The 24672-nt window shown below is 63.5% G+C and carries 19 protein-coding genes; 7 read left to right on the top strand and 12 right to left on the bottom strand.

The features are described 5' to 3' along the window. Nucleotides 1-228: 228 nt before the first annotated feature. From BN1263_RS20470 to BN1263_RS11840, 3 genes are all read left to right on the top strand, one after another. Nucleotides 229-1032 carry a hypothetical protein gene (locus BN1263_RS20470; RefSeq protein WP_144435348.1) on the top strand — a complete coding sequence of 268 codons (804 nt, stop codon included), beginning with the start codon at nucleotides 229-231 and terminating at the stop codon, nucleotides 1030-1032. Between the two features lie 2 nt (nucleotides 1033-1034). Continuing rightward, nucleotides 1035-3245, top strand: a complete 2211-nt coding sequence (locus BN1263_RS20465) for a hypothetical protein (protein ID WP_144435347.1) — start codon at nucleotides 1035-1037, stop codon at nucleotides 3243-3245. A 347-nt stretch (nucleotides 3246-3592) separates the two neighbouring features. Then, nucleotides 3593-5704, top strand: a complete 2112-nt coding sequence (locus tag BN1263_RS11840) for a TonB-dependent receptor family protein (RefSeq protein WP_058981338.1) — start codon at nucleotides 3593-3595, stop codon at nucleotides 5702-5704. A gap of 46 nt (nucleotides 5705-5750) precedes the next feature. Here BN1263_RS11840 and BN1263_RS11835 read toward each other — a convergent pair whose 3' ends face one another. The 3 genes from BN1263_RS11835 to BN1263_RS11825 form a co-directional block, all read right to left on the bottom strand. Continuing rightward, nucleotides 5751-6269 carry a hypothetical protein gene (locus BN1263_RS11835; RefSeq protein WP_058981337.1) on the bottom strand — a complete coding sequence of 173 codons (519 nt, stop codon included), beginning with the start codon at nucleotides 6267-6269 and terminating at the stop codon, nucleotides 5751-5753. A gap of 223 nt (nucleotides 6270-6492) precedes the next feature. Next, the gene (locus BN1263_RS11830) at nucleotides 6493-6873 is read right to left on the bottom strand and encodes a VOC family protein (RefSeq protein WP_058981335.1); all 381 of its coding nucleotides are present in this window, start codon (nucleotides 6871-6873) and stop codon (nucleotides 6493-6495) included. A gap of 44 nt (nucleotides 6874-6917) precedes the next feature. Beyond that, on the bottom strand, nucleotides 6918-7499 hold the full coding sequence (locus BN1263_RS11825; RefSeq protein WP_058981333.1) for a TetR/AcrR family transcriptional regulator: 582 nt from the start codon (nucleotides 7497-7499) through the stop codon (nucleotides 6918-6920). Nucleotides 7500-7568: 69 nt separating this feature from the next. Here BN1263_RS11825 and BN1263_RS11820 point away from each other — a divergent pair, with 69 nt between their 5' ends. Continuing rightward, on the top strand, nucleotides 7569-8114 hold the full coding sequence (locus BN1263_RS11820) for a thioesterase family protein (RefSeq protein ID WP_058981331.1): 546 nt from the start codon (nucleotides 7569-7571) through the stop codon (nucleotides 8112-8114). An 89-nt stretch (nucleotides 8115-8203) separates the two neighbouring features. On the opposite strand, the gene BN1263_RS11815 is transcribed toward BN1263_RS11820, so the two are convergent. Both BN1263_RS11815 and BN1263_RS11810 read right to left on the bottom strand, forming a co-directional pair. Continuing rightward, nucleotides 8204-9034, bottom strand: coding sequence for an SGNH/GDSL hydrolase family protein (locus tag BN1263_RS11815; protein ID WP_058981330.1), 831 nt, complete (start codon nucleotides 9032-9034; stop codon nucleotides 8204-8206). Nucleotides 9035-9081: 47 nt separating this feature from the next. Next, complete coding sequence (locus tag BN1263_RS11810) at nucleotides 9082-10047, bottom strand: DUF2268 domain-containing putative Zn-dependent protease (RefSeq protein ID WP_058981329.1); 966 nt, start codon at nucleotides 10045-10047, stop codon at nucleotides 9082-9084. Between the two features lie 138 nt (nucleotides 10048-10185). Between BN1263_RS11810 and BN1263_RS11805 the strand changes: the two genes are divergently transcribed. Next, a complete protein-coding gene (locus BN1263_RS11805; protein ID WP_026347064.1) occupies nucleotides 10186-11169 on the top strand; it encodes a hypothetical protein in 984 nt (327 codons plus the stop codon). 13 nt (nucleotides 11170-11182) lie between these two features. Here the strand turns inward: BN1263_RS11805 and BN1263_RS11800 are convergent, their stop codons facing one another. The 4 genes from BN1263_RS11800 to BN1263_RS11785 form a co-directional block, all read right to left on the bottom strand. Further along, complete coding sequence (locus BN1263_RS11800; protein ID WP_058981328.1) at nucleotides 11183-11503, bottom strand: hypothetical protein; 321 nt, start codon at nucleotides 11501-11503, stop codon at nucleotides 11183-11185. 250 nt (nucleotides 11504-11753) lie between these two features. Then, nucleotides 11754-13586: a M3 family metallopeptidase gene (locus BN1263_RS11795; protein WP_058981326.1), complete on the bottom strand. Its 1833-nt coding sequence runs from the start codon at nucleotides 13584-13586 to the stop codon at nucleotides 11754-11756. Between the two features lie 165 nt (nucleotides 13587-13751). Continuing rightward, nucleotides 13752-16214 carry a S9 family peptidase gene (locus tag BN1263_RS11790; RefSeq protein ID WP_058981324.1) on the bottom strand — a complete coding sequence of 821 codons (2463 nt, stop codon included), beginning with the start codon at nucleotides 16212-16214 and terminating at the stop codon, nucleotides 13752-13754. Between the two features lie 166 nt (nucleotides 16215-16380). Beyond that, nucleotides 16381-16710, bottom strand: a complete 330-nt coding sequence (locus BN1263_RS11785) for a hypothetical protein (RefSeq protein ID WP_058981322.1) — start codon at nucleotides 16708-16710, stop codon at nucleotides 16381-16383. A gap of 239 nt (nucleotides 16711-16949) precedes the next feature. Here BN1263_RS11785 and BN1263_RS11780 point away from each other — a divergent pair, with 239 nt between their 5' ends. Together BN1263_RS11780 and BN1263_RS11775 are read left to right on the top strand one after the other, a co-directional pair. After that, the gene (locus BN1263_RS11780; RefSeq protein WP_058981320.1) at nucleotides 16950-17726 is read left to right on the top strand and encodes a HipA family kinase; all 777 of its coding nucleotides are present in this window, start codon (nucleotides 16950-16952) and stop codon (nucleotides 17724-17726) included. Next, nucleotides 17704-18105: a DUF3037 domain-containing protein gene (locus tag BN1263_RS11775; RefSeq protein WP_058981318.1), complete on the top strand. Its 402-nt coding sequence runs from the start codon at nucleotides 17704-17706 to the stop codon at nucleotides 18103-18105. The genes BN1263_RS11780 and BN1263_RS11775 overlap by 23 nt, the downstream gene beginning before the upstream one ends. 151 nt (nucleotides 18106-18256) lie before the next feature. Here BN1263_RS11775 and BN1263_RS20085 read toward each other — a convergent pair whose 3' ends face one another. The 3 genes from BN1263_RS20085 to gyrA form a co-directional block, all read right to left on the bottom strand. After that, a complete protein-coding gene (locus BN1263_RS20085) occupies nucleotides 18257-18739 on the bottom strand; it encodes an REP-associated tyrosine transposase (RefSeq protein ID WP_186008968.1) in 483 nt (160 codons plus the stop codon). Nucleotides 18740-18969: 230 nt separating this feature from the next. After that, nucleotides 18970-21498 carry a membrane-bound PQQ-dependent dehydrogenase, glucose/quinate/shikimate family gene (locus BN1263_RS11770; protein ID WP_058981316.1) on the bottom strand — a complete coding sequence of 843 codons (2529 nt, stop codon included), beginning with the start codon at nucleotides 21496-21498 and terminating at the stop codon, nucleotides 18970-18972. A gap of 323 nt (nucleotides 21499-21821) precedes the next feature. After that, the gene (gene gyrA, locus BN1263_RS11765; protein WP_058981314.1) at nucleotides 21822-24536 is read right to left on the bottom strand and encodes a DNA gyrase subunit A; all 2715 of its coding nucleotides are present in this window, start codon (nucleotides 24534-24536) and stop codon (nucleotides 21822-21824) included. Nucleotides 24537-24672: the final 136 nt, after the last annotated feature.

Genomic DNA, 24672 nt, shown 5'->3' with positions numbered 1-24672 from the left:
TGTGCACCGCAAGCAGCCCAAGCGATTGCCAGGATATCAAGAAATTCCGCCACAGGACTCACCTTCAAAACGGCCAGAGAATTTCTTAGCCTTGAATCCACTGCGGACAGACTAAGCTCGACACTTCACGGAATGGCATGCCTCTATTTTGCCGACTCAGTGCAATCTGGCGACATCACAATTCCACGCCGCCAAGCACTCAGGAGCCTGATTCCTCGAGTGAACGCAATGAATACCGAAGCATTTGAGAACACCACAAGAGGGCAAGGCGTGACGCTCTGCTGCTTCTCTGGAGCAAGGCTTGAGTTTCTCTCTCCACTCTACAGCAAAACAGAGAGCAGAGCGGTTCGCACCGAGGCGGAATTTGAACTAATAATCAGGAGAATCACAAAGAGGCTTGGAAGAACCGCGGCAACCTCAATGGTTGATGGCCAATACGTTTATTTATCCAAGCTCATTCATCAACTATTCCTAAATTCAGATGAACATGGATCTTTCGATCTTGGCGGGCAACCATTACCAACATCGATAAGAGGAATTAATATCCGGGTAACCGCCCTAGGAAGAATAGAAGAGGTGGTTAATGAAGCAAAAGGAGACTCTGCACTTCAAACCTATCTTGCAGGATCAATCCTTAGCAACGAATTTCCCTCAAGCGATAACCCGACCCTCCTTGAACTAACAGTATTTGATACAGGCGTAGGGATGGGCCTAAATTGGCTAGCAAAACGATCCAACGCTAGCAGCTACAGCGATTTTACGAGGGACGAGGAAGCAGCAGCAGTAGAAACATGCTTCAAGAAACATGCCACAACGAAGGCAAACCATGTTAGCGGACAGGGTTTGCCAATAGTTCTTCGCTCACTACGCAACTTAGGCGCCTTCATGACCCTAAGAACCGGCCGAGTAAGTCTTTACCAAGACTTCAATAAGAAGGACATAGATCAATTCAATCCAACCCCGCGATTCAAAAATGTAGAATTGGAAGAGACAAGCGGAACCTCTTTCACAATTTGGTTCAGGATCAAATAGACATGGAACGTCCCTCAGACTTCTTTATCTTCAACTTCTCCAAATCCCCGACGCAGAACCATTGCTTCGTTTACTCCCCCGATCCGTCTAAATTCATAAAATCACTCGATAGCATAGTGCTTGCAGTGTACAGCGGCCCAGACATACCCGATGTAATTGTGCTCATCAGCGCTGGAAAATCTGGCTCCAACATTGCAGACAAGATCAAGAACGATTCAGACCAAGCCGCATTGGACAGAATTGGCGGAAAGGCTTCTCTCTTCTTCGCATCCATAGACATTGCGTCTGGGAAGATCGACTGCCAACCAATATCACAAAGCAAGGACAGATCCCCTTCCATCGAGAAACTTCTTAAAGGAATGAGTTGGGCCGAGGAGGGATTATCCTCCATTTTCGGAGAGGAAGAGGTTATCTTGGTTGCGCCACCGGGATACACGTATCACAAGCCATCCGGTGAATCGTCCACCTTTTTCCTGAAGCCAGATCTAGCACTCAGCTCCTCCCCAATATCATCCTTTGTCGCCCTGTCTATTGCCATTAGGTTCTTTTTCACAAAGAAGCAAAAGATTTCAGATACAAAGACAATATTTGTCGACACAATGGCAATATCTTCCGTCGCCTATGCACTTAGGGATATCCTCTCGACGAGCGGCGGACCGCCAGGCATAACCATTAGCAGCTTCCATTCGTACGGAGGCTTCGATGAAGTCAAAAGGCCCATGCGCGGGACTTCGATCTGCTTAATATCAGCATCCTCTTCCATGTCACTGCATGACAAGTGGATATCTGACAAAGGTGTGAGCGATGAGGACGTTGTAACTCTCATCACCTTGAGCATGGCGAAGCGAGCAGACAGAGCGCTATACGCGCTTCCAGGCAAAAACATCAGCCAGACGAAGGAGCCCGCCAAGGTCAGCATCCGAATCTCTGGCGAGAGCTTCCTGCCTGCACAGGAACCGCATAAAAAAGTTCTGATCAGAGCCGAACCATTCCTGAAAGATTTGCCGGTGAATTCTGCATTCAATCTGGCGGGATCAAACGTAATCGACATATTCAGAATTGACAAATCCCGCCCCGGAAAACATCGGGCAATTTACATCGACGGCGTCAAACTCACTCAAGTAGTCGAATTCACGCAATGGCTTGATGGCATCGTGAGGCATTTCGCAAGAGCCACAACGAAAAAAATAGTATACCAAGGAGATGAATCCTCTAGAGCAATGGCGGAACTAATTAGAAATACATTCGGAGAATTATCAGACTCAACCATTGATCTAGTTGGCGAGCGCGAGATTGATGCGGATAGCATTTGTAGAAAAAGCGCCATTATTGTCTGCGCCGCCGTTGTCGGGAAAGGATCTAGACTCCTTCAAATTAGCAGAGCCCTTCGCGACATCCACGAAGGCCCGCGCCTATATACAATTGGATACCAAGTGGCAGAGTCGGCCAGTGAAGTAGCTACGCTTAAATCAAACATTAGGTATAGCGAGCCTCATTTCTATGACTTCGAATGCTATGGCTCAATTGCAACTGGAACACAACTCCTGAGTTCGTTCGTTCAAGAGGCTAGCGATATCAATCTCTGGCCCAAGGCGGAACCTACGCCTCTTCCTCGAATCCACCAGCGCATCGAGAAGATTCGCCAAGGCAAGCCATTGGGTAGCGACACTCTTCTCCCTTCAGGAGCAAACCATCAAGACAGCATGTCAATAAGGAAGGGCTTTGCATTCTGGCCAGACGGATACAACCCCTCGAGCCTTCAACCAGAATTGATTTTCACTATCGCGGCCATTCTGCAGAGATCTCGCGAAGACTCGAAGCTTAGCGAACGAGATCAATTGTCATCAAGAACGTTCAGACAGGTTCTTCTCGCCCCAGAGAACTTTTCGCGTTACAACGATGGAATAATTCAGTCCGCGATAATCAGATGCTCGCACCCCTCGGAACTCGACTACAGCTCAGACCATGCAGCTAGCGATTTCATGAAACACCTGATAATCAGGTCAATTGAGTCATCCGACTCAGATTCTGGAGAGTCCTCACTAGAGTTCGTTCTTGCGCTTTACTTTGGCCGCATAAAACTAGTTTCCACTCACTTCCTCGAGATAAAATCCTTAATCCTGTCCAGCAAGCATCAACACGACCCCGCAAAGGCGATGCGCTGGATTATGGATACCGAGAATAGAAAGGGGAATATTGCCGAGGATTTGTAGAATGGCGTCTGACGCACTCCCGCTCGCAAGCCCGCACTTTCCGGACACCCACTAATCCGCGCGTTTAGCTCAGGAGCAAGCTGCGATCACTATGGAGAGCTGCGAAAGTGCGTGAAGTGCACCTCCGCTCGTTCAGTCGACGTACGCAGCGAAGCTCCGCTCTGCGGTAAGAGACGACAAAGGACCAATCGGTATGGATTGGCCCATTGAAATCGGAAGAACGAAAGATGCGGGCAAGCATGGCTCGACACCACAAAGGGCATGCACCCCATATGCCGCCGATGGGTGACGCGGCGCCCATGACCTGTTAACTTTCGCGCCACTTTATTGGTTTACAGAATTCCCGCATGTCGCTCTCGTCGTACCGCCCCACCCCCTCGCTGCTGTTCCTGGCCGTTTCCCTTGGCCTCTCTTCCACCGCCGCTGCGGCCCCACAGGCCACCACGCTGGATGCCGTGCAGGTCACCGCTGCCGCCGATGCCAGCGCGCAGGCGCGCGAGGCGCTGAAGCGCGTGCCCGGCGCCAGCAACCTGATCGACGTGGCCAAGGCCGACAGCCGACTGTCCACCAGCGCCGATGTGCTGGCCTACCAGCCGGGTATCAGCGCGCAGTCGCCGGGCAACGAAGGCACCAAGATCTCGATCCGTGGCTCGGGCATCAACCGGGGCCCGGGCGCGCACGCCTCGGGCATTGCAGTGTCGATCGACGGTCTGCCACTGACCGGCCCGGGCGGTACGCCCTACGAGCTGCTGGAACCGCTGTGGCTGTCGCGCGTCGAAGTCCTGCGCGGCGCCAACGGCTTCGAGCGCGGGGCGCTGGCGCTGGGCGGTGCCATCGACTACGTCAGCCGCAGCGGTCGTGATTCGGCGGGCGTGCAGCTGCACTACGAAGCCGGCAGCCGTGGCTACCAGAAGCGCGGCATCAGCTGGGGCGGCGTCAGTGGTGATGTCGACTACTTCCTGGCCTACACCGATACCGAATTCGACGGTTACCAGCGTCATTCGCGCGGCGACGGCAAGGGTGCGATGGCCAACATCGGCTGGCAGATCACGCCCGACCTGCAGTCGCGCTTCTTCGTGCGCTATCGCGAAACCAATCATGAAACGCCCGGCCGCCTGACCCGCGATCAGATCCGCAACGATCCGCGTGCCGCGAATGCGGCCAACCTGGCCATCGATGCGCGCCGCCCGCAGCCGGGCAGCACCTGGGTGGGCAACGTCACCACGCTGCAGATCGATGAGGACTCCTCGTTGCAGGCCGGGCTGGTCTATCACAAGTACCCGATGGACTTGAACGAGAGCCTGTACCGGCAGCAGCTGGACTACGCCAACCTCAACGCCACGCTGGACTTCCGCCGCCGCCACCGGCTGTTCGGCCTGGACAGCGAGACCACGGTCGGCCTGCGCGTCACCCACGATCTGGACGCCGATGTGCGCGAGTCGCTGCGCTTTGCCAGCAACGGCTATGCCGCCGGTACGCGCACGCGTGACTTCCGGCACCACGGCACCGACAGCACGCTGCACGTCGGCAATACCCTCACCTTCAATGACCGCCTGCGCATGCAGACCGGGCTGGCACTGATCAACACCCGCCGCGATGTGCAGGTGACCTGGCCAAGCAGCGGTGGCCGCCTGCGCGACCACGACTGGGACTATGCGCCGCGACTGGGCTTCACCTGGCAGCACAGCGCCCAGACCCAGTGGTTCGGCAACCTCAGCCGCTCGGTGGAGGCGCCACATCCGTGGTCGATTATCTGGGGCTCGAACCAGTACTTCGGGCCGGGCAATGGCCCGTCTACCGGCCGCCAGCGCGCGCCGGTGCCGATGCAGAACCAGACCGCCACCACGCTGGAACTGGGCGCGCGCGGTGACGCGGCGCTGGGCCGCTGGGAACTGACCGGCTACTACGCTCACGTGAACCACGAACTGCTGAGCGTCGAACTGCAACCGGTGCCGAACCTGTTCATCGCCGAGAACAACGCCAGCCCCACCGTTCACCGCGGCATCGAGGCCGGATTGGACAGCACGCTGTGGCAGGCTGCACCGGGCCGCCTGTCGCTGCGCCAGGCGTATACCTTCAGCGATTTCCGCTATCGCCACGACGCGCGTTTCGGCAGCAACCGCCTGCCCGGCCTGCCGCGCCACGCCTACCAGGCCGAGCTGCGCTTCGATCATGCATCCGGCCTGTACGCCGCGCTCAATACCGAATACGCCTCGCGCATCGCCGTGGACTACGCCAACAGCTACTGGGCTGACAGCCATGTGATCTTCGGCAGCCGCATCGGCTACGACGCACCCGGTGGCCGCTGGCAGGCCTGGGCGGAGATGCGCAACCTCGGCAACCGCCACTACGCCGCCACGGTCACGCCGGGCTACGACGACGCAGGCAGGGATATTGCCCGCTCGACGCCGGGCGAAGGCCGTGGCATCTACGCTGGTGTGCGTTTGCGGTTTGACTGATGACCGCAGGCGGCGCCGGGTGTGATCCGGCGCCGTCGTTCCAGGATCAACCGATACGCCAGGCCGGCAGGCGCTCGCTGCGCTTCCAGATGGAAGGTGCGAAACCAATCAACGCCAGCGCCGCCAGCCACTTCGGTGAGGTGTTGAGCAGTGTCGAGGTAAGCGAACCATCGACAGGGGCGGCCATTTCCTGCCACGGGTTGTAGCCCAGGTAGACGATGCTGCCTGCCCACCACAGCAATGCCACACCGACACCCACCAGCAACAGAGCCAGCGTGCGGCAGGTCCAGCGCTGCGAGGTGGTGCCCCACTCGCGGGACGCCGCTACCAGCAGGCCCACCACCAGCAGCGACACCAGTGCAACCAGCCCGATATCGACTTTGGGCCCGATGCGCTCATAAGTGCAGGCGCGACATTGCGCCTCATCCGCGGCAGTGGCGGCTTCAGCGCCATCGCCCTGCCCGGCTGCCGGCTGCGCCAGTGCTGCAAACGGCAACAACACCGCCAGCAGCGTCACCATGATCCAACGAAACAACGTCCTGTTCCTGCGTGCAGCGACATCCATGCGCTTGTCCTTGTCAGGGTTGATTGAAGCCGGGCCACGTTCCGAGGCCCCGGCGGATAATAGCGCAGAGTCGGGCAGGATCGAAAACTGCGCGTGCCTCTACGGCTTGGGGAGTACCAGGGGCGGACGGGCGCTGGCCGATCGCCGGCCTGGTATGGGCCATGCCGCGCTACGGCATGCGATTGGCAGCTTCAGCGGGCTGGCGCCGGAATGCCCGGCTGCTTCACGCCGGCCGCGCCTTGGTCACCGCCTCGATGCGATGGCCCTCGGGGTCGACCACGAACGCGGCGTAGTAGAAGTCACCGTAATCGGGGCGCAGTCCGGGCGCTCCATTGTCAGCGCCTCCGTTGGCGATGGCTGCTGCGTGGAAGGCATCCACCGCCGCTGCGGACGCTGCAGCGAACGCCAGGTGGAAGCCGGGGCCCGGCGCTGCGGCGTCATCACGCAGCTTCAGGCACAACGCGTCTTCATCATCGACCACCCCATAGCCGATCGCGGTCTCGTCCTCGAACACCCGGCGGTACCCGAGTGCGGCGAGCGCGGCGTCATAAAAGCGGCCTGCGATATCAAGGTCACGAACGCCGAGGGAAAGGTGGTGCAACATGCGGACATCCTTGCCGGGCACGCAGTAGCGCGTTCGGGTGCATTCTAGCGCTCAGGTGGCGCGGCGGCCTTCAGCAACTGCGCTGCGACCTGGTCGAACGGGGCGATGTCCTGCAGTGCGCGGCACAACGCCACGGCGCCTTCCACGCTGGCGATCACCAGGCTGGCCAGTTCACCCGCCGCTGCCGGGGCATGCCCTTCAGCGACGAACGCCGAGGCAAGATGGCCGTGCCAGCGCATGAACACCTCTGCGGCGGCCACGCGCGGTTGGCTGGGAACCGCCTCGACCGGTTCCTCGACCGCGGCGGCCAGCACCGGGCAGCCGGCGCGGAACCCGGAGCGCAGCAGGCGCTCGCGCCACATCGCCAGGAACTGCTGCAGGCCCTGCACGGCTCCGCCTTTCAACAGTTCAACGAGAAGCGCCTCCACCTTGTCGCCAGCCATGTAGGTGGCGCGCGCCAGAAGCTCCTGCTTGCCGCCAGGAAAATGGTGGTAGGTCGAGCCCAACGGCGCCTCGGCCAGCTTGGTCACCTCACGGATGCTGGTGGCATTGAGGCCTACCCGCGCCAGCATCAGTGCTGCGGCATCAATCACCCGTTGCGGGGCATCAGAGGGTCGTGGACTCACGGCGATCGCCTTGCTAAGACAGTCGTCATAGATTAGCGTACCGGCCGTTCTATAACAGTCGTCATAGCCATGAATCTTTGGTTCCGCCTGCTCCACCTGCTGCTGAGCAGCCTGTTCCGGCCCAAGCTGGAGGCCCCGTTCGGGGTCTCACGGCTGCAGTTCCGGGTACTGCCCAACGACCTGGACAGCAACCTGCACATGACCAACGGCCGCTACTGGAACATCTTCGATCTGGGCCGGCTGGACCTGATCCTGCGCATGGGCCTGGGCCGGGTGGCGCTGCGCGAGAAGTGGGCACCGATCGTCGGTGCCGGCACCATCCAGTTCCGCCGCGAACTCAAGCCGTTCCAGCGCTTTACCTTGGAAACGCGCCTGGTGGGCTGGGTCGGCTCGCGCGGCATCATGGAGCAGCGCGTGCTGATCGGGCCCGAGCAGAAGATCGCCACACGTGCGCTGCTGGTCACCGGCATCTACGACCGTCGCGCGCGCCAGTTCCTGGGCATGCCGAAGATGATGGAAGCGATCGGCGTGGTCGCCCCACCGTCGCCGCCGCTCAGTGCAGCCGCCGAGGCGCTGCTGGCGGCCGATGCGGCGTTGAAGCAGGACGATGCCTGAGGCACAGATGGGGGCGACCTGCATGGGGCGCTTTCCGCCGCGCCGCAGTAGGCTGATGCCCCAGTACAGGGCGGTAGATCCGCTGCTGATCAGTTTCGATACGTGGTGGTCGACAAACCTGCCTGCCGCTGCGACCTCTGCTGCAGCGCGCGCTTGACTGCCGCTTCGGCCAGCGGCGCCATCACCGCATAGCCCTTCGCCGTAGGATGCACGCCATCCTCGGCCAGCTGCGGATCGAGTCCGCCGGCGGCATCGGCCATCGGCGTGTGGTAGTCCAGATAGACCAGCTGCTGTGCATCGGCATAGCGCTTCAACGCCGTGTTCAGCGCACGCACCTTGGGCGCAGGCGCGATCCCGGGCATCCATGGGTAATCGCTGACCGGCAGCACCGATGCCAGCACCACGGCGATGCCATGTGCGCGGGCCAGGTCCACCATCGCGTGCAGGTTGTCTTCGATCATCGCCTGCGTGGATGGACCGGTGTTGCCTGCAATATCGTTGGTACCGGCCAGGATCACCACCACCTGTGGCTTCAGCGCCAGCACGTCTTGCGGGAAGCGCACCAGCATCTGTGCCGTGGTCTGGCCGCTGATACCGCGGTTGAGCCAGCCCTTGCCGGGGAAGAAAGCCGCGCTGCCTTCCCTGCCCCAGCCTTCGGTGATGGAGTCGCCGAAGAAGACCACGCGTGGCTGGCCCGGCGCCGCCGCGGGCAGTCGCGCGTTGGCATCACGATAGTGCTGCAGCTGCGGCCAATCAGCCAGGCGCTGCTGCATGAAACGAATCTCATCAGGGCGCAGCTGCTCTACGGGCTTGAGCAGCATCGGATTGACCGCGCCCGTTTCAGCAGCCGCGGTCGGAACGGTCAAGCCAATGCTGAAGGCGATGGCCAACGTTCCGGCAAGCACTACAGGAATACGCATGGAGACTCTCCCGGTTCACGGTGGCAGTCTAGCGCCCCGGCCTGCAATCAGCGTGCTGCCGCGCGCGCTGCCACGCCGGTCACCTTGGCCGGCATCCACATGCCGGGCGTCCAGCCACTGGCAGCCAGGATCGCCTTGGGGTTGTCCTGCTGGATCAGCGCGCGCACCGCGTCACGCTTGTCCTTGGCCTGCAGGTAGTAGGCTTTGGCGATGCGGTAGCCCACCCAGTAGCCCAGGTCATAGGGCTCCTGCGAGCCCGGCTTGTAGTTGTACAGCCACGGCGACAGATCGGTGCTGTCCAGATCCAGCGCGAAGGCGCTTTCGATATGCACTTCCCGGCCACGGGTCCAGGCCGCGTGGCGCCCGTTGCCGACGTTGCCGGAAATCAGTTCGGCGATGAACTCGGCGATGCCTTCGCCCAACGACACGCGCAGCACCGTGGCATGCGGATCGCCCGGCTCGAAGTCGGTCAGGCCGGTCTGCTGGATGTGCACGTACTCGTGCGCGATCACGTGGACGAAGCGGTCCTGCACATTGGGATTCATGAAATCGGCTGCGCACAGCGCTTCCAGGCCGATGATCACCCCGCTTTTCGAGGTCAGCCCGACCGGACGGCCACGGCCCACCGCGATGGTCACCGGCGGAAACGCGGCCTGCGGGTAGACGGCCTGCAGGTTGGAAAACACCTGCGTCAGGCGTTGTTTCACCGCGGGCAGTTCGGCCAGGCAGTTTCGTCCCTGTGCATACAGCTCGGGCTGGCTGGCGATGGACTCGGCAATGCGTTCGGGAGTGACCCGGCGCGCCTTGGCCAGTTCGGCCAGGCCGGCCGAACCCTCGGCCAGGTATCCACGCAGCTGCGCAACGCTGGGCTTGCCGCCAGCGCTGTCATAAAGTGCATAGAAACGGCTGACATCCTCGGTGAGGATCTGCGGCCCTGCCGGTACCGCTGCGGTGGCCATGCCTACCGCCCCGGCACAGGCCAGGGCCAACAGGCCGCGCAGGATCATGAACATCGCTCCGTCCTTGGTGGAGTGCATGCGAAGCGCGCAATCTATCACTGCGCCGGGTTCGCCGCAGCGGGCACATGCAGGCCCTTTGGGGCTGTGCCAGACTCATTGTGGCACCTGCCATGGAAGATGGAGCACCGCACGATGATGATCGTTCCCGCGTACTGGGCCGAAGCCCGCCTGCAGGCCCGTTTCCGTGGCCGGCCGGTGGTCGTGCGCCGCTTTGGCTGGTCCGACGAGGGGCCTGCCGAAGCCCAGGTCCACGCCGAACGCCGTGCCAATGAGGCACTCAACGCCATCCTTGCCGGGCAGGTGCTGCCGCGTCGCGAAGTGCGCAGCAACTACGGCGTGGAGGGCGTTCCGATCCGCGAGCAGATCGTGCAGCGCGACGGCGACGTCATCATCACCCGCAACAGCTACGGTGCGCTCTGCCTCAATACCCCTGACGTGCTGTTCGCCGATATCGACCATGCGCAGCCACCGGCGGGTTGCGTGATGCCCGCTGTCATCGCCGCAGCGCTGCTGTTTGCTGGCGCCATCGTCGGCACCCTGCTGTGGCACTGGCTGGTGGGACTGGTATTGGGCGTGGCGGCCGTAGTGCTGGTGAATGCCGCGATGCTGATGCAGCGCAGGCGGCGGCTGGCCGCCGCCGGTGGCGCCGAAGGTGTGGCGCTGCAGCGGGTCGCGGCCTTCAGCGAACAGCATCCGGACTGGCATCTGCGCGCCTACCGCACGCCAGCCGGACTACGCGTGCTGGTCATGCATGCCACGTTCTCGCCCGAGGACGAGCAACTGCAGGCCTTCTTCAAGGCGCTGGGTACCGACGCCCTGTACGCGCGCATGTGCCGGCTGCAGCATTGCTTCCGTGCGCGACTGACACCGAAGCCCTGGCGCGTCGGCCTGAAATACCGCATCCGCCCACCGGTGGCCGCGTGGTCAGCCGAACAGGCCAACAACCCGGACCGTCTGGCCTGGATTGCCGAATACGAAAAGAAGAGCGCTGGCTTTGCCGCGTGCACCTACCTGCGCAGTTTCGGTGATACCGCGCGCATCCATGCCAAGGCCGAGCACGTGCGTGCGCTGCACGACCGCCTGTCGCACGCGCAGGACCGTCTGCCGCTGGCGTGAGCGCAGCAGGCGCTCAATCAGCGCCCTGTACGAACGGCTGCCCTGCCAGGGTAGTGCCCAGCCGCATCGCGACCTGCTGCCCGCCCTTTTCGAAGGTTGTTGCGCATTGCTTGGCGCCCTTCTGGCATCCAACTTCCGGAAAGCCCTCGAGTGACTCAGGCGCGCCCTGGACCGGACTCGCCTGCCACCCTGCCGCATCCATCAGGCGCTTGGCCTTGGCATAAGGCATGCCGGCAACAATGCCCAGCTGCGCCAGTTCGGAGGGGAGTGATTGCGCATGCAGGATCGGCGTCATCACCAGCGCCAACACTGCAGCGATACGTTTGGACTTCATTGGTGAAACCCCTGGCAGACAGCAACAGGCCTGCAGCGTATCGCAGCTTCCGCACGCCATTGCACCCGCATCACATACGGTTACGCAATCGCAACGGCCGATGACACGAGGTCACCCTGGGGCACCATCCGGTTCGCTTCGCGCGCGGCCGGCGCATTGCTGGCCGAGTCGAGGACCGCGGAAAGCGCGTCCGGCTCGCTGCGCACCGCGTACATCACCCGGGTGCCGGCAGCAGCAGGCTGTCGCCTGCTCAGCGAGCGCGCTGGCGCTCGATTTCCGCGTGCAGTACCTGCAGCTGCGCCAGGTACTGCTGGAAGAGGCCCAGATCCTCCTCGACCAGGCGTGGCCAGTCGGGCTTCGCATTCAGCAACTGCTCGACCTGCTGCTGCGGCGGGCGATCAAACCCTTCGCCCAGGACGGCCAGGTAGCGCTCCCTGAATCCCTCCGGATCCTGCTGGTCCTGTGCGAAGAGCTGCACCGCAATCAATCCGGCATACAGGTAATTGGCCAGGTAAAGCGGATCCTCATACATCAGCCGCTTGGATACCCAGGTGCTGCGCAGCTCGGGATACTGCTCCGATGCGCCCCCATACCGGCCCAGTACCTTCACCGTCAGCGCATCAAGCGCGTCTGCGTTGCCAACCTCATCGGCGGCCACTTGCTGATAGATGGACTGTTCCAGATCGGCCTCTTCAGACGATACAAACAGCTGCAGGATGATGTCATCGAGCAACGACTTCAGGTAATACGCTTTGGCACGTGGATCGCTGGCCTGCCGATAGAGCTGATCGCGGAACTTCAGTTCGTTGTAGATGGCGAAGGCCTCGGTCAACCACTTGTTGCCGTTGCGCTGGAACGAGGATGCGCCACCGCGCTGCATCCACTGCCCATGCATGGCATGGCCGGCTTCGTGAGCGATCTGGACATCCCCCGCCAGATCGCCCTGTCGATGACCAACGAACAGCAGCGAAGGCGCGCCAGGGGCGCTGATCGAAAACGCATCCATCGCGCGCCGCCCTGCCGATCCACCCAGATCCATGTGTCCGCCCGCAGGATCGAGCAGCCCGCGCAGCCCTGTCACGTAGTCCGGCCCCAGCACCTGCATCGATGCCGCTGCCGCATCACGCAATTGCGCCAGGTCAAGCGGCGGAGGGATATAGCCCGCATCAGGCAGGCCCATGTCCCAGATCCTTGGGGAGGCCTGGCCCATGCGCTCAAGATGGGTCAACTGCATCTGTTGGTAGTTGCGTCGCAGCGGCGCGTGGCGCGCTACCGCCGCCAGTGTCGCGTCGACGGCGGCCTGATCCAGGCCCATGTGCCGGTAGCTGCGGTCAGGCGCAGTTCCATCGCCCTGCAGTTCCGACGCTTGCTCGTTGAGGCGGACCAGGCCCAGCAGCACCGTTGCCATTTCGCGGCGCCGCGACGCCATTCCCTGCCAGTAAGCACGCCATGCCGCTTCGCGCAGTGAACGGTCCGGCAGGCGGGAAAGGGCTCGCGCATCGGTGCGGCTGTCAAACGTGCCGCCTTCATGTTCGAAGCGCGCAAAGGGCGCCGATTGCAGCAGCTGCCGGTGCAGTCGCCCGAAGCTGTCCAGCGCCGGGTCGGCCAACGTGTCGACCGCATCCACCAGCGCTGCATTGGCCGGCTGCACATCCTCCCGCAACGCCCGTTCACGCAGGTCGGCATGCGGCTCGATCCAGGCAGCCTGCGCGGGCGCATCACGTAATGCCTGCTTGGCAATCGCCGCGATGCGTCCACATGTACCGGCCACTTCGCCCTGGGTGATGGCCAGCCGGGCATCATCAGCATTGCGCGCTGCCTGAAGATGCAGGTAGCCATGGTGCCGGAGGCACTCGCCATACAGCTGCTCGGCCTGCTGGAACCGCACCTCTGGCGGCGCCTGAAGGGCCTTGAGGGCATGGCTGCTGCGCTCGAGGTTCTGCCATGCCTCACGTTCAAGGGAGGCGCTGCCAAAGTAGCTGCGGTCATCTGCCCGCAGAGCCTGCGCTTCCACTCCGTGTGTCATCCCGGCCAACAGCGTCGCGATGACAAAAGTGATGGCGCGCATTCCATTGCGATGCATCGATGTCTCCTGGTCTGTTTCCATTCCCAGCTTAGCAGCCCGGGTGGACCCGGGTGCCGCATGGCAGGTGGCTTCCCGATTCCCGATTGCGCATCCGGATCCAGGCCGTCTGCCCACTCACATCCCGAGACAGAAAGGCCACCCGGAGGTGGCCTTTCTGTTCCCTTACTTGGCGTTCTTCACGTAGGTGTCGAACCAGTTCAGCATTTCCGCTACAAGCTGCTCGTTCGATTCCAGCGCGGTGTACCAGTGCGGTTCGTTCGGCAGCATCACCAGGCGGGTGGTGCCGCCGTTACCGCGGATCGCCTGGTACAGCTTGCGCGACTGGAACGGCTCGGTGCCCGGGTTGGCGTCGTCCTCGCCGTGGACCAGCAGCAGCGGCAGCTTGATCTTGTCGGCATAGAAGAACGGCGAGGCCTTCAGGTACACGTCCTGCGCCTGCCAGACCGAGCGGCGTTCGTTCTGGAAGCCGAACGGGGTGAAGGTCTTGTTGTACGACCCACTGGTCGCCACGCCGGCCTTGAACAGGTTGGTGTGCGCAATCAGGTTGGCGGTCATCAGGCCACCATGGCTGTGACCGGTCACGCCGATGCGGTTGCGGTCGACCACGCCCATGTCCACGGCCTTGTCCACCGCCGCCTTGGCGTCGGCTTCCAGCTGCTCCAGGTAGGTGTCGTAGGCGTTCTTCGGGTCGCCGACGATCGGGAACGAGGCGTTGTCGATGATCGCGTAGCCGGCCAGCAGCATCAGGCGGTACGGCTGCAGACGGGTGAAGGTCTGCTGCGAACCGGACACCTGGCCGGCCTGCGCGGCATTGGCGAAGTCGGCCGGGTACGCATACAGGATCGCCGGCACGCGCTGGCCTTCCTTGTAGCCCGGCGGCGTGTACAGGGTGAACGACAGGTCCACGCCGTCGGCACGCTTGTAGGTCACCAGCTGCTTCTTGATCTGGCGCACTTCCGGGGTCGGGTCGACCAGCCTGGTCAGCGCGGTCGCGGTGGACGCGAACTGCGCCTCGCCGGTCTTCGCATCAGCCACTGCCTCACCCCGCTGCCGGATGAAGGCGTTCGGAGGATCGATTACCGACTGGTGCCAGGTCAGGTAGCGCCCCGGCGTGTTGCTGAAACCGAGGAACTGCTCGTAGGCATCGGCGCTGCTGCGGAACAGGCGCTCGCTCTTCAGCGTGCCCAGGTCGAGGCGGTCCAGGAACGGACGGTCGCCCTGCGGCGAGGCGCCGCGGCCGCTCAGGAACACGTGATTACCCTCCTGGCGCACGACCTGTGCGCCGTTCGGCAGGCGGGTAAAGACCAGGTTGCCGGGGTTGCCGTACAGCTCATCGCTGGACATGTCCCACAGCAGGCGGCCTTCCTTCTTCGGCTGGTCCACATCGACGATGCGGGTCTGCATCCAGTGGCGGTTCTCGTCGTTCTCGAACTGGAACGCCACGGCCGGATCGGCAGTCCATGCGAAGCCCTCAAATCTCTGCGCGGTGCGGGTGACCTCGACCGGCTTGCCGTTGAACGGCGCCTTCAGCATCAGCACGCGGTCGCGGTGCGGCACGTTGACCTTCCAGTCGCCCTTGTCCAGTGCCTCGGCATAGACCAGGGTGGCTGGATCGGTGGCACGCCAGTCGAAACCGCGCGGACCTTCCGGTACGCCGTGCACCGGCACGCGGTCGGCCAACGGCAGGCTGGCGATCGGCGTGGACTTGCCGCTGGCGATGTCCAGCACGGCCACGTCGTTGGCGAAGCGCTGGTAGGTCACCGCATGCGAATACGGTGCCTTGATCGATTCGGTCAGCACGTGCACGCCATCGGGCGCGGCGCTGACTTCGCTGAACAGTGCCGGCTGCCCGACCGGGCGCACGCTGTTGGCGGCGGTGTCGACCACGGCCAGCTGCGAGGCGCCGTAATAAGCGAACAGCTTCTCGTCATGCACGCTGGTCAGCGTGTCGCGGGCTTCGTAGGTGCTGCTCTCGCCACTGCTGCCCAGCGACTCCTGTGCATCCGGGCCGGTCGGCACGCCGCCATTGGACGGTGCTGGGCCCTGGTTGGCCGGCACCAGCTTCACCAGCAGGTTCTGGCTGCCGCCCAGCCACTGCACGGTATAGCCGAAAATCGGGTTCAGCTGCACATTCGGCACCTGCTTCACCTGGCCGGTTGCCGCATCGCCCACCCACAGCTGCACGCTGGTATCGACCGCATTCTGGAAGGCGAAGTGGCTGCCATCGGCCGACCACAACGCGCCGGTGGCGCAGCCCTGCGGCAGGTTGACCTTGGTCTCCTTGCCGCTGCCGATATCGACCAGGGTGAAGTCGGCCACGCAGGCCGGAATGCCGTAGCCACCGGGGGTGTCATGGCGACTGCGGTTCTTCGGCTCCAGGCGCACGCCGGCCAGCTTCAGGTAAGGCTGGGCGACGCGGCTGATTGACGGGTAGGTCTGCGCGGTGGTCAGCAGCAGGCGCTGGCCGCCCGGGGCCACGTTCGGCGCCGGCGGCGGCGGTGCCTTCAGCACCTTGAGCAGGTGTTCCGGCGGCTTGGCGTAGTCGGCAAGCGCCGGGCCAGCGGCCAGCAGGCCGACGGTGGCAACGGCAACGGCCGCCGCCAGAGAGGTTCGACGGATCAGCATCCTTATCCCCTGGGTGTGAATGGGTACCCGGAATCGGGCATGAACCCGAATCTAGCACCGCAGGGGTTGTCGTGAATGGGCCGGAAGGGCTAGTGGCCGGATGGGGCAAAGTGCAGCCCCGGCAGGTGCCGCGGAACTGCCGGCACATGCCGGGCGTGGCCTGGCACTACTGCTGCGCGTGCAGGTCCCAGGTGGCCAGGTAATCGGGATCGACCACGATCATGCCGCTGGTGCGCATGCGGTATTCCCCAGGCTCGGCTGGCTGGTACTGATCCAGCATCGGCGGCAGATAGCGCTCGTGGCCATCATTCTCGTCGGCCAGCACCACGCCCTCGTCGGCGCTGATGCGCAGCACCGTGCCGGCATACTGCTCCAGCCCCTTCACCTGGCCGTCGCCGCCATAGCGGGTAACCCCGACCAGTACGACCTTGCCGATCATTTCCTCGACCTTGGCATCGTCCAAGGCCGGCAGAATGGGAGTGAATTCGTCGCTCATCGGTGTACCTCCGTAGCCTGCAGGACATCGTGGATGAGGTTTCCGCTTCGCAGTGCGCGTCGCTGGCAGCCGAGCAGGTACCCAGCCTGTAGCCTCTGCATCGAGAGTGCCAGTACGCCCATGAACCCAAGGGTTCCTGGAGCACGATGCTGCCATCGCAGGCGGAAGGGACAGGTGAAGGCCGAAATCGGTTCTCGCCGGTCAGAGGGTTGCGCCTGCACCCACGCTAGAATGCACGTATGCGCACCGTACATGCCCTCCGCTACATCACGCCCTTGCGGGAAGGTGGCTCCCTGCCGGCCGTGGTCGAGACCGACGACGACGGCATGGCCGTGCTGAAGTTTCGTGGCGCCGGCCAGGGCCCGAAAGCGTTGATCGCCGAGCTGATCGCCGGCGAGATGGCACGCACGCTGGGCCTGCCGATTCCGGAAATCCTGTTCGTCGAGCTGGACCGCGAGTTCGCCCGTACCGAGCCCGACCCGGAAATCCAGGAACTGATCCGTGCCAGCGAAGGCCTGAACCTGGGCCTGGACTACCTGCCCGGTGCGATCAACTACGACCCTGCGGCGATGCCGGTGGACGCCGACCTGGCCTCGCGCATCGTCTGGTTCGATGCGTTCACCAGCAACGTCGATCGCACCACGCGCAATCCCAACCTGATGGTGTGGCATCGAAAGCTGTACCTGATCGATCACGGTGCCGCCATGTATTTCCATCACGACTGGGCCAACGCCGGCGATGCCTGCGAGAAACCGTTCGTGCTGATCCGCGACCATGTGCTGCTGTCGTTCGCCAGCCGCATCGCCGAGGTGGATGTCGAGCTGGCCGCGCGCCTGACCGATGCCGAGATCGAGCGCATCGTCGGCTTGGTGCCGGACAGCTGGCTGGTGGACGAACCGGCGTTCGACAGCCCGCAGGCCTACCGGCAGGGCTATATCAATTACCTCAAGCACCGCCTGAAGGTGCGTGCGGTGTTCGTGCAGGAGGCCATCCGTGCCCACGCTGCACACGTATGACTATGCGGTCATCCGCGTGGTACCGCGGGTGGAGCGCGAGGAATTCATCAACGTCGGGGTGATCGTGTCCTGTCCTGGCGCGCGTCATCTGGAGGCGGCCATCGAGATCGATCCTGCGCGCCTGCGCGCCTTCGCGCCGGCGCTGGACCAGGAGGCGCTGCAGCCGTGGCTGGATGCGATCGTGGCGATCTGCCGCGGCGATGCCAGCGCCGGGCCGATCGCACAGCTGCCCGCGCGTGCGCGCTTCCATTTCCTTACCGCCAAGCGCAGTTCGGTTGTGCAGATGTCGAGCACGCATGTGGGCCGCACGGCGGACCCGGCGGGCGTGGTGGAACACTTGATGACGAAGATGGTGCGGGTACCGGCACCATCCGCGTAGCGGCAACTGGTAGAGTCGACTGTTAGTCGACTAACGCGCGCAGCGCGGGCTCTTCGGCGGCAGCGAGAAAGGCAGTCGACTAACAGTCGACTCTACCCGGTCGACTCTACCCGGTCGACTCTGCCCGGTCGACTCTGCCCGGCCGGTTCCATCACCATGCGCGTTCGCCTGCGGATTCAAGCTCACTCAACGGCCAGCGGCACCATCCATACGGATGGTCACCGATCTGCGCGGCAAGACCGGCTCGAACGGGATTTGCCAGAATGTAGCAAGCGTGCCTGTGCAGCGACGCGTCACTGCGGATCGCATGATCGTGATAGCCTGCCTGCCAGATTGCACCCCGGCTCCCTCGCCGTCGGTTTATTAGAAAGCTGCTGCGTGCCTTGAAACGCTGCACGCAGTAGCCCAGCGAATGACCACGAAGTTGAGCCAGCCAGTGAATGTGATCCGGCATGATGATCCAGGCAAGGGATGCAGTCAGGCCTTCCCGATCCATCGATCGGAGGAGCTGCATGGCAAGGTCGGCATTGGCAGGACAATCGAAGACGCGATGGCGGTTCCGGCACACCATGGTGATGCTGTAGACGTTGCCCGCGATGGATCGCCGGCCGGCAAGCAGTTGAGGGCTGGGCATGAGTTCGAGAATGCCCGCCCGCATGGATTTCCGGCATCGGTTCCCTGCCAATGCCAGAATCAGGGATCCTCTCGATAGAGCGTCAGGGTATGTGGAGTCGCCTGGGTAGAGTCGACTGTTAGTCGACTATCGCGCGAAGCGCGGGCTTTCCAGCGTGGGAGAGAAGAGCAGTCGGCCAACAGTCGACTCTACCCGGTCGGCTCGACCCAGCCGGTTATACGCTGTCGGCCCTACCTGGGCAGCGCAAACGCCATCACGTAATCGCCGTTCGGGGTTTCCATGAAATGGTGGCCCCCGGCCATGATCACCACGTACTGGCGCCCACCCTGCTCGTACACCATCGGGTTGGCCTGGCCGCCGGCAGGCAGCTTGGCATGCCAAAGCTCCTTGCCGGTCTTCAGGTCGATGGCGCGCAGCAGGTCATCGGTGGCGGCGGCGATGAAGATCAGGCCGCTGGCGGTCACTACCGAACCACCGTTGTTCGGCGTGCCGATCTCGATCGGCAGGCCGGAACGGATGCCGAACGGACCATTGCCGCGCGCACTGCCGAACGGGCGGTCCCACAGCAGCTTGCCGGTGCGCAGGTCGATGGCACGGATGCCGCCATAGGGCGGCTGCTTGCACAGCAGGCCGGTGAATGGCAGGCGCCAACCGGCGTTGACGTCGATGGCATACGGCGTGCCGACCTGCGGATCGCCGGCGCCCTCGCCGCCGCCCTTGTCGGCGCGGATCTTCTCGCGCGGCAACCAGCCCAGCCGGTCGGCCTCTGCGCGTGGCACCAGCCGGTTGTAGTTGGGCATGTCGTTGTAGTTGGCTACGATCACGCCGCGTCGCGTGTCGATGGACACGCTGCCCCAGTCCGAGCCGCCGTTGTAGCCGGGGTATTCGATGGAATGGCGCTCGCTGCTCGGCGGCGTGTAGAAGCCTTCGTAGTACGCCTTGCGGAACTGGATGCGGCAGACCAGCTGGTCGATCGGGGTGATGCCCCACATGTCACGCTCGGTCAGGTCATGCTCGCGACGCAGCGTGTGGTACAGCGAGAACAGCTGGGTGGGTGAACGCTGCTCGGGCTCGACGCCACCCACCGGGACCTTGCGCTCTTCGGCAGCGGTCAGCAGCTGGCCGTTGCGGCGGTCGAGAATGTAGATGTCACCCTGCTTGGTCGGCAGCAGGATCGCCGGCACCTTGCCTGCAGCCGTCGGGTAGTCGATCAGGCTGGCCTGCGAACCGAGGTCGTAGTCCCACACATCCTTGCGCACGGCCTGGAAATGCCAGGCCGGCTTGCCAGTGCTAACGTCGATCGCCACCAGCGAGGTCGAGTAGCGGTTCTGGTTTTCCGTGCGTGAGCCACTCCAGTAGTCGCCGGCTGAATTGCCCAGCGGCAGGTAGACCAGCCCGAGCGCCTCATCACCGGTGGCCGTGGTCCACATGTTCGGGGTGCCACGCGTAAAGGTCTGCCCGCGTGGCGGCAGTCCGCTGCGCTCGGGCTGGTCCATGTCCCACGCCCAGCGCAGCTTGCCGCTGACCGCGTCGTAGGCCTGGATCACGCCCGACGGCGCATCGCGGCGCTGCCCATCCAGCACCTGGTGACCCGTGACGATCACCCCACGCACGATGGCCGGTGGCGAGGTGATCGAAACATAGCCCGGTGGGACCTCGCCCATGCCCAGGGTGATGTCGACCTGGCCGTTGTTGCCGAAATGCACGCACGGACGGCCGCTGTCCGCGTCCACTGCAATGATGCGCCCGTCCAGCGTGCCTTCGATGATGCGCGCCCAGCACGCCGGACGGCTGCCGGGTGCGGCGCTGCGGGTGACCGTTGGCGGTGGCTCGGGAAGGGCCAGATCCGCAGCGGCATCGGCCAACGCCGCATCGGCAATGGTCGGCGTGCTGGGCTGCTCGTAATAGCTCACGCCACGACAGGCGGCGGTATACGGAATCGAAGCATCCCTCACCTTTGGATCGAACCGCCACAGTTCCTTGCCACTGGCGGCGTCGAGTGCGATCAGGCGGTTGCGCGCGGTGCACAGGTACACGCGGTCGCCGACCTTCAGCGGCGTGGTTTCCGCACCCCAGCGCTTGTTCGGCATGTCGCCAGTACGGAACTGCCAGGCCAGCTGCAACGTGGCCACGTTGGCCGGGGTGATCTGCTGCAGCGGCGAGTAGCGGGTGCCGGCATTGCTGCGCCCCCAGGCCGGCCAGTCGCCTTCGGCGGGCTGGTCAGCCGGCTGCAGGCCAGTGGTATCGCGCGTAGGTTCCAGTCCGGCACTGGCTGCGCCTTCCGGGAATGGCAAGTGCCCATCCACTTCGCCATGCGGGGCGAAAGCCAGACCGAAGGCCGCCACGAACACCAGCATCAGCACGCCCGCCACGCTGCGCGACAGCCGCTTTGAAACCGGTTCGCGAAGGGTCGGCGCGAGCAGCGCCAGCACGATGCCGAGCGCGGTCACCAGGCCCAGCCGCGGCACCCAGCGCCAGTAGTCGCTGCCTGACTCCCACCAGGTCCACAGCAGCGTACCAATGAACACCAGTGCGTACAGCAGCGCCCCGCTGCGGCGGTTGCCGAACAGCAGGATGCCGCTGGCCAGCAGGCCGCCCCCGGCGATGGCGTAGTAGGCCGAGCCCCCGAGACTGAGCAGCCACGCCCCCAAGCCGCCGATGACCAAGCCGAGCACGACCAGCAGCAGCGACAGCACGGTGACAAGGGGATGCCGGGAGGCGCGGACGGGAGCAGGAGCGGATTGCGGCGTGGCGGACATCGTCGATCTCCGGGGGCAGCATGCGCCCTTATCCCACCGCCGATGTGAAGCGCGCGCGCATTTTTTGGGTGGACCTGACGGGGTGATCGTCGGCTGGGTGGTTGCCGACTGGGTGATTGTCGGCTGGGTAGAGTCGACTGTTAGTCGACTATCGCGCGCAGCGCGGGCTTTTCATCGCCCTGCGCAGAGCAGTCGACTGACAGTCGACTCTACCGCAGCGATCGGAGGGTCCGCAGCGATCGGAGAATCCACCACGAAGATCCGCAGAAATGACGACGCCGGCACAGGGCCGGCGTCGTCGGATACCTCTCACAGCGGCAGGGTCATTCCTGCGCGGCGTCCTCGCTGCTGGCCGCAGCCGGTGCGCCGTCGGTCGTGGCGGGGGTGGCGACCGCCACCTCGTCCTCGTCCTCATCGATCGAGGCATCCAAGCGCTCCACCGCCTGCAGCTTCTCATCCTTGGACAGGCGGATCAGGGTGACGCCCTGGGTGTTGCGGCCGACGCGGCTGATTTCCGAGCCACGCGTACGCACCAGGGTGCCGCCATCGGAGATCAGCAGGACTTCGTCATTCGAGCCCATCAGCACCGCAGCGACCAGCTTGCCGTTGCGCTCGGTGGTCTGGATGCCGATCACGCCCTGGGTGCCGCGGCCCTTGCGCGGGTAGTCCGGCAGCGGGGTGCGCTTGCCGTAGCCGTTCTCGGTGGCGGTCAGGATGTACTGCACGCTGGCGTCATCGGCACTATCGATCACCGCATCGCCATTGGCGGTGGCTTCCTCGACACCGTTGTCGTCCTCGTTCTCGTCCTCTATGCCACCGGCACTTTCGGCCACGATCAGGCTGACCACTTCCTCGCCGGCCGGCATCCTGATGCCACGCACGCCGGTTGCGGTACGGCCCATCGAGCGGACTTTGTCCTCGCCGAAGCGCACGGTCTTGCCATTGGAGGCGAACAGCAGGATGTCGCGCTGGCCATCGGTCAGGCCGACGCCGACCAGGGCATCGCCCTCATCGAGGTTGATCGCGATCTTGCCGCGGGCCAGGCGGAAGGCGAACTCGCCCAGCGGGGTCTTCTTGACCGTACCGTTCTTCGTAGCGAAGAACACGAACTGGCCATCGGCGTACTCGCGCACCGGCAGCACGGCCTGCACGCGTTCGCCCGGTTCCAGCGGAATCCAGTTGATGATCGGACGGCCGCGGGCGTTGGAACCCGCTTCCGGCAGCTGGTAGACCGGCAGCCAGAACACCTTGCCCGAGCTGGTGAAGGTCAGCAGCGTGTCGTGCGTGTTGACCAGCCACAGCTGTTCGATGAAATCCTCTTCCTTGGTCGCCGCCGCACTGCGGCCACGCCCACCGCGGCGCTGTGCGCGGTACACGCTCACCGGCTGCCGCTTCACGTAACCGGCATGCGACACGGTGACCACCACGTCTTCCGGTGCGATCAGGTCGAGGATGTCCAGGTCTTCTTCGCTGTGGCGGATTTCGGTGCGACGTTCGTCGCCGAACTCGGCCTTGACGTTGACCAGCTCCTCGCGGATGACCTGCAGCAGGCGATCGGGATCTTCCAGGATGTGGATCAGCCCGGCGATCACTTCCAGCAGCTGCTTGTACTCGTCGGTCAGGCGGTCCTGCTCCAGCCCGGTCAGGCGGTGCAGGCGCATTTCCAGGATCTGGGTGGCCTGGATCTCGGTCAGCTGGTAGCCGCCCTCGATCAGGCCCACACCCTTGGGCAGGTCTTCAGGACGCGATGCTTCGGCACCGGCGGCACCCAGCATCGCACCGACCAGGCCCGGCTCCCACACGCGTGCCAGCATGCGCTCGCGGGCTTCATTCGGGTTCGGCGAGGTCTTGATCAGTTCGATCATCTCGTCGATGTTGGCCAGCGCGACGGTCAGGCCTTCCAGCACATGGGCACGGGCGCGCGCCTTGCGCAGCTCGAACACGGTGCGGCGGGTGACCACTTCGCGGCGGTGACGGACGAACGCCTCCAGCATCTGCTTGAGGTTCATCAACTGCGGGCGGCCATCGACCAGCGCCACCATGTTGATGCCGAACACCGACTCCATCTGGGTCTGCTGGTACAGGTTGTTCAGCACAACCTCGGCAGATTCGCCGCGCTTGATCTCGATGTAGATGCGCATGCCGTCCTTGTCGGACTCATCGCGCAGCTCGCTGATGCCTTCGATCTTCTTTTCCTTGACCAGCTCGGCGATCTTCTCGATCAGACGCGCCTTGTTCACCTGGTAGGGAATTTCGGTGACGATGATCGATTCGCGGCCGTTGTCGGCCACTTCGATATCGGCCTTGGCACGGATGCGCACGCGGCCACGGCCGGTGCGGTAGCCGGCGACGATGCCGGCAGTGCCGTTGATGATGCCGGCAGTCGGGAAATCCGGGCCCGGGATGTATTCCATCAGGCCGTCGACGTCGATGTCCGGGTTGTCGATCAGCGCGATGCAGGCGTTGATCGATTCGCTCAGGTTGTGCGGCGGGATGTTGGTCGCCATGCCCACCGCGATACCGGCCGAACCGTTGACCAGCAGGTTCGGGAACCGGGTCGGCATGACCGTCGGCTCCAGTTCCTTTTCATCGTAGTTGGGCTGGAAATCGACGGTTTCCTTGTCGATGTCCGCCATCAGCTCATGCGCCAGGCGCGACATGCGCGCCTCGGTGTATCGCATCGCCGCAGCGGAGTCGCCGTCGATCGAACCGAAGTTACCCTGGCCGTCGACCAGCATGTAGCGCAGCGAGAACGGCTGAGCCAGGCGCACCAGCGTGTCGTATACCGACTGATCGCCATGCGGGTGGTACTTACCGATGACATCACCGACGATACGCGCCGACTTGAAGTAAGGCTTGTTGCTGTGCGCGTTCAACTCGTTCATCGCGAACAGCACGCGACGATGCACCGGCTTGAGGCCGTCGCGCGCATCCGGGAGCGCGCGGCCCACGATCACGCTCATGGCGTAATCGAGGTAGCTCTTGCGCATCTCGTCTTCCAGGTTGACCTGGATGATTTCCTTGGCGGTTTCTGCCATTCGGGTTCCGTTGTCTGGTAGCGGTCCAGTCCGGCGCAGCCCTCTGCGGGAGGGGGTCGCGCCGGAACCTCGATTCAACCTGTGGATACTACCACAACAGGCCGTTTTCCGCCTCCCTTCATGGGGATTTTACCGG

Source organism: Stenotrophomonas thermophila, assembly GCF_001499715.1.
GTDB classification, from domain to species: domain Bacteria; phylum Pseudomonadota; class Gammaproteobacteria; order Xanthomonadales; family Xanthomonadaceae; genus Stenotrophomonas; species Stenotrophomonas hibiscicola.
This window is presented reverse-complemented; position numbering and strand designations above follow the sequence as displayed.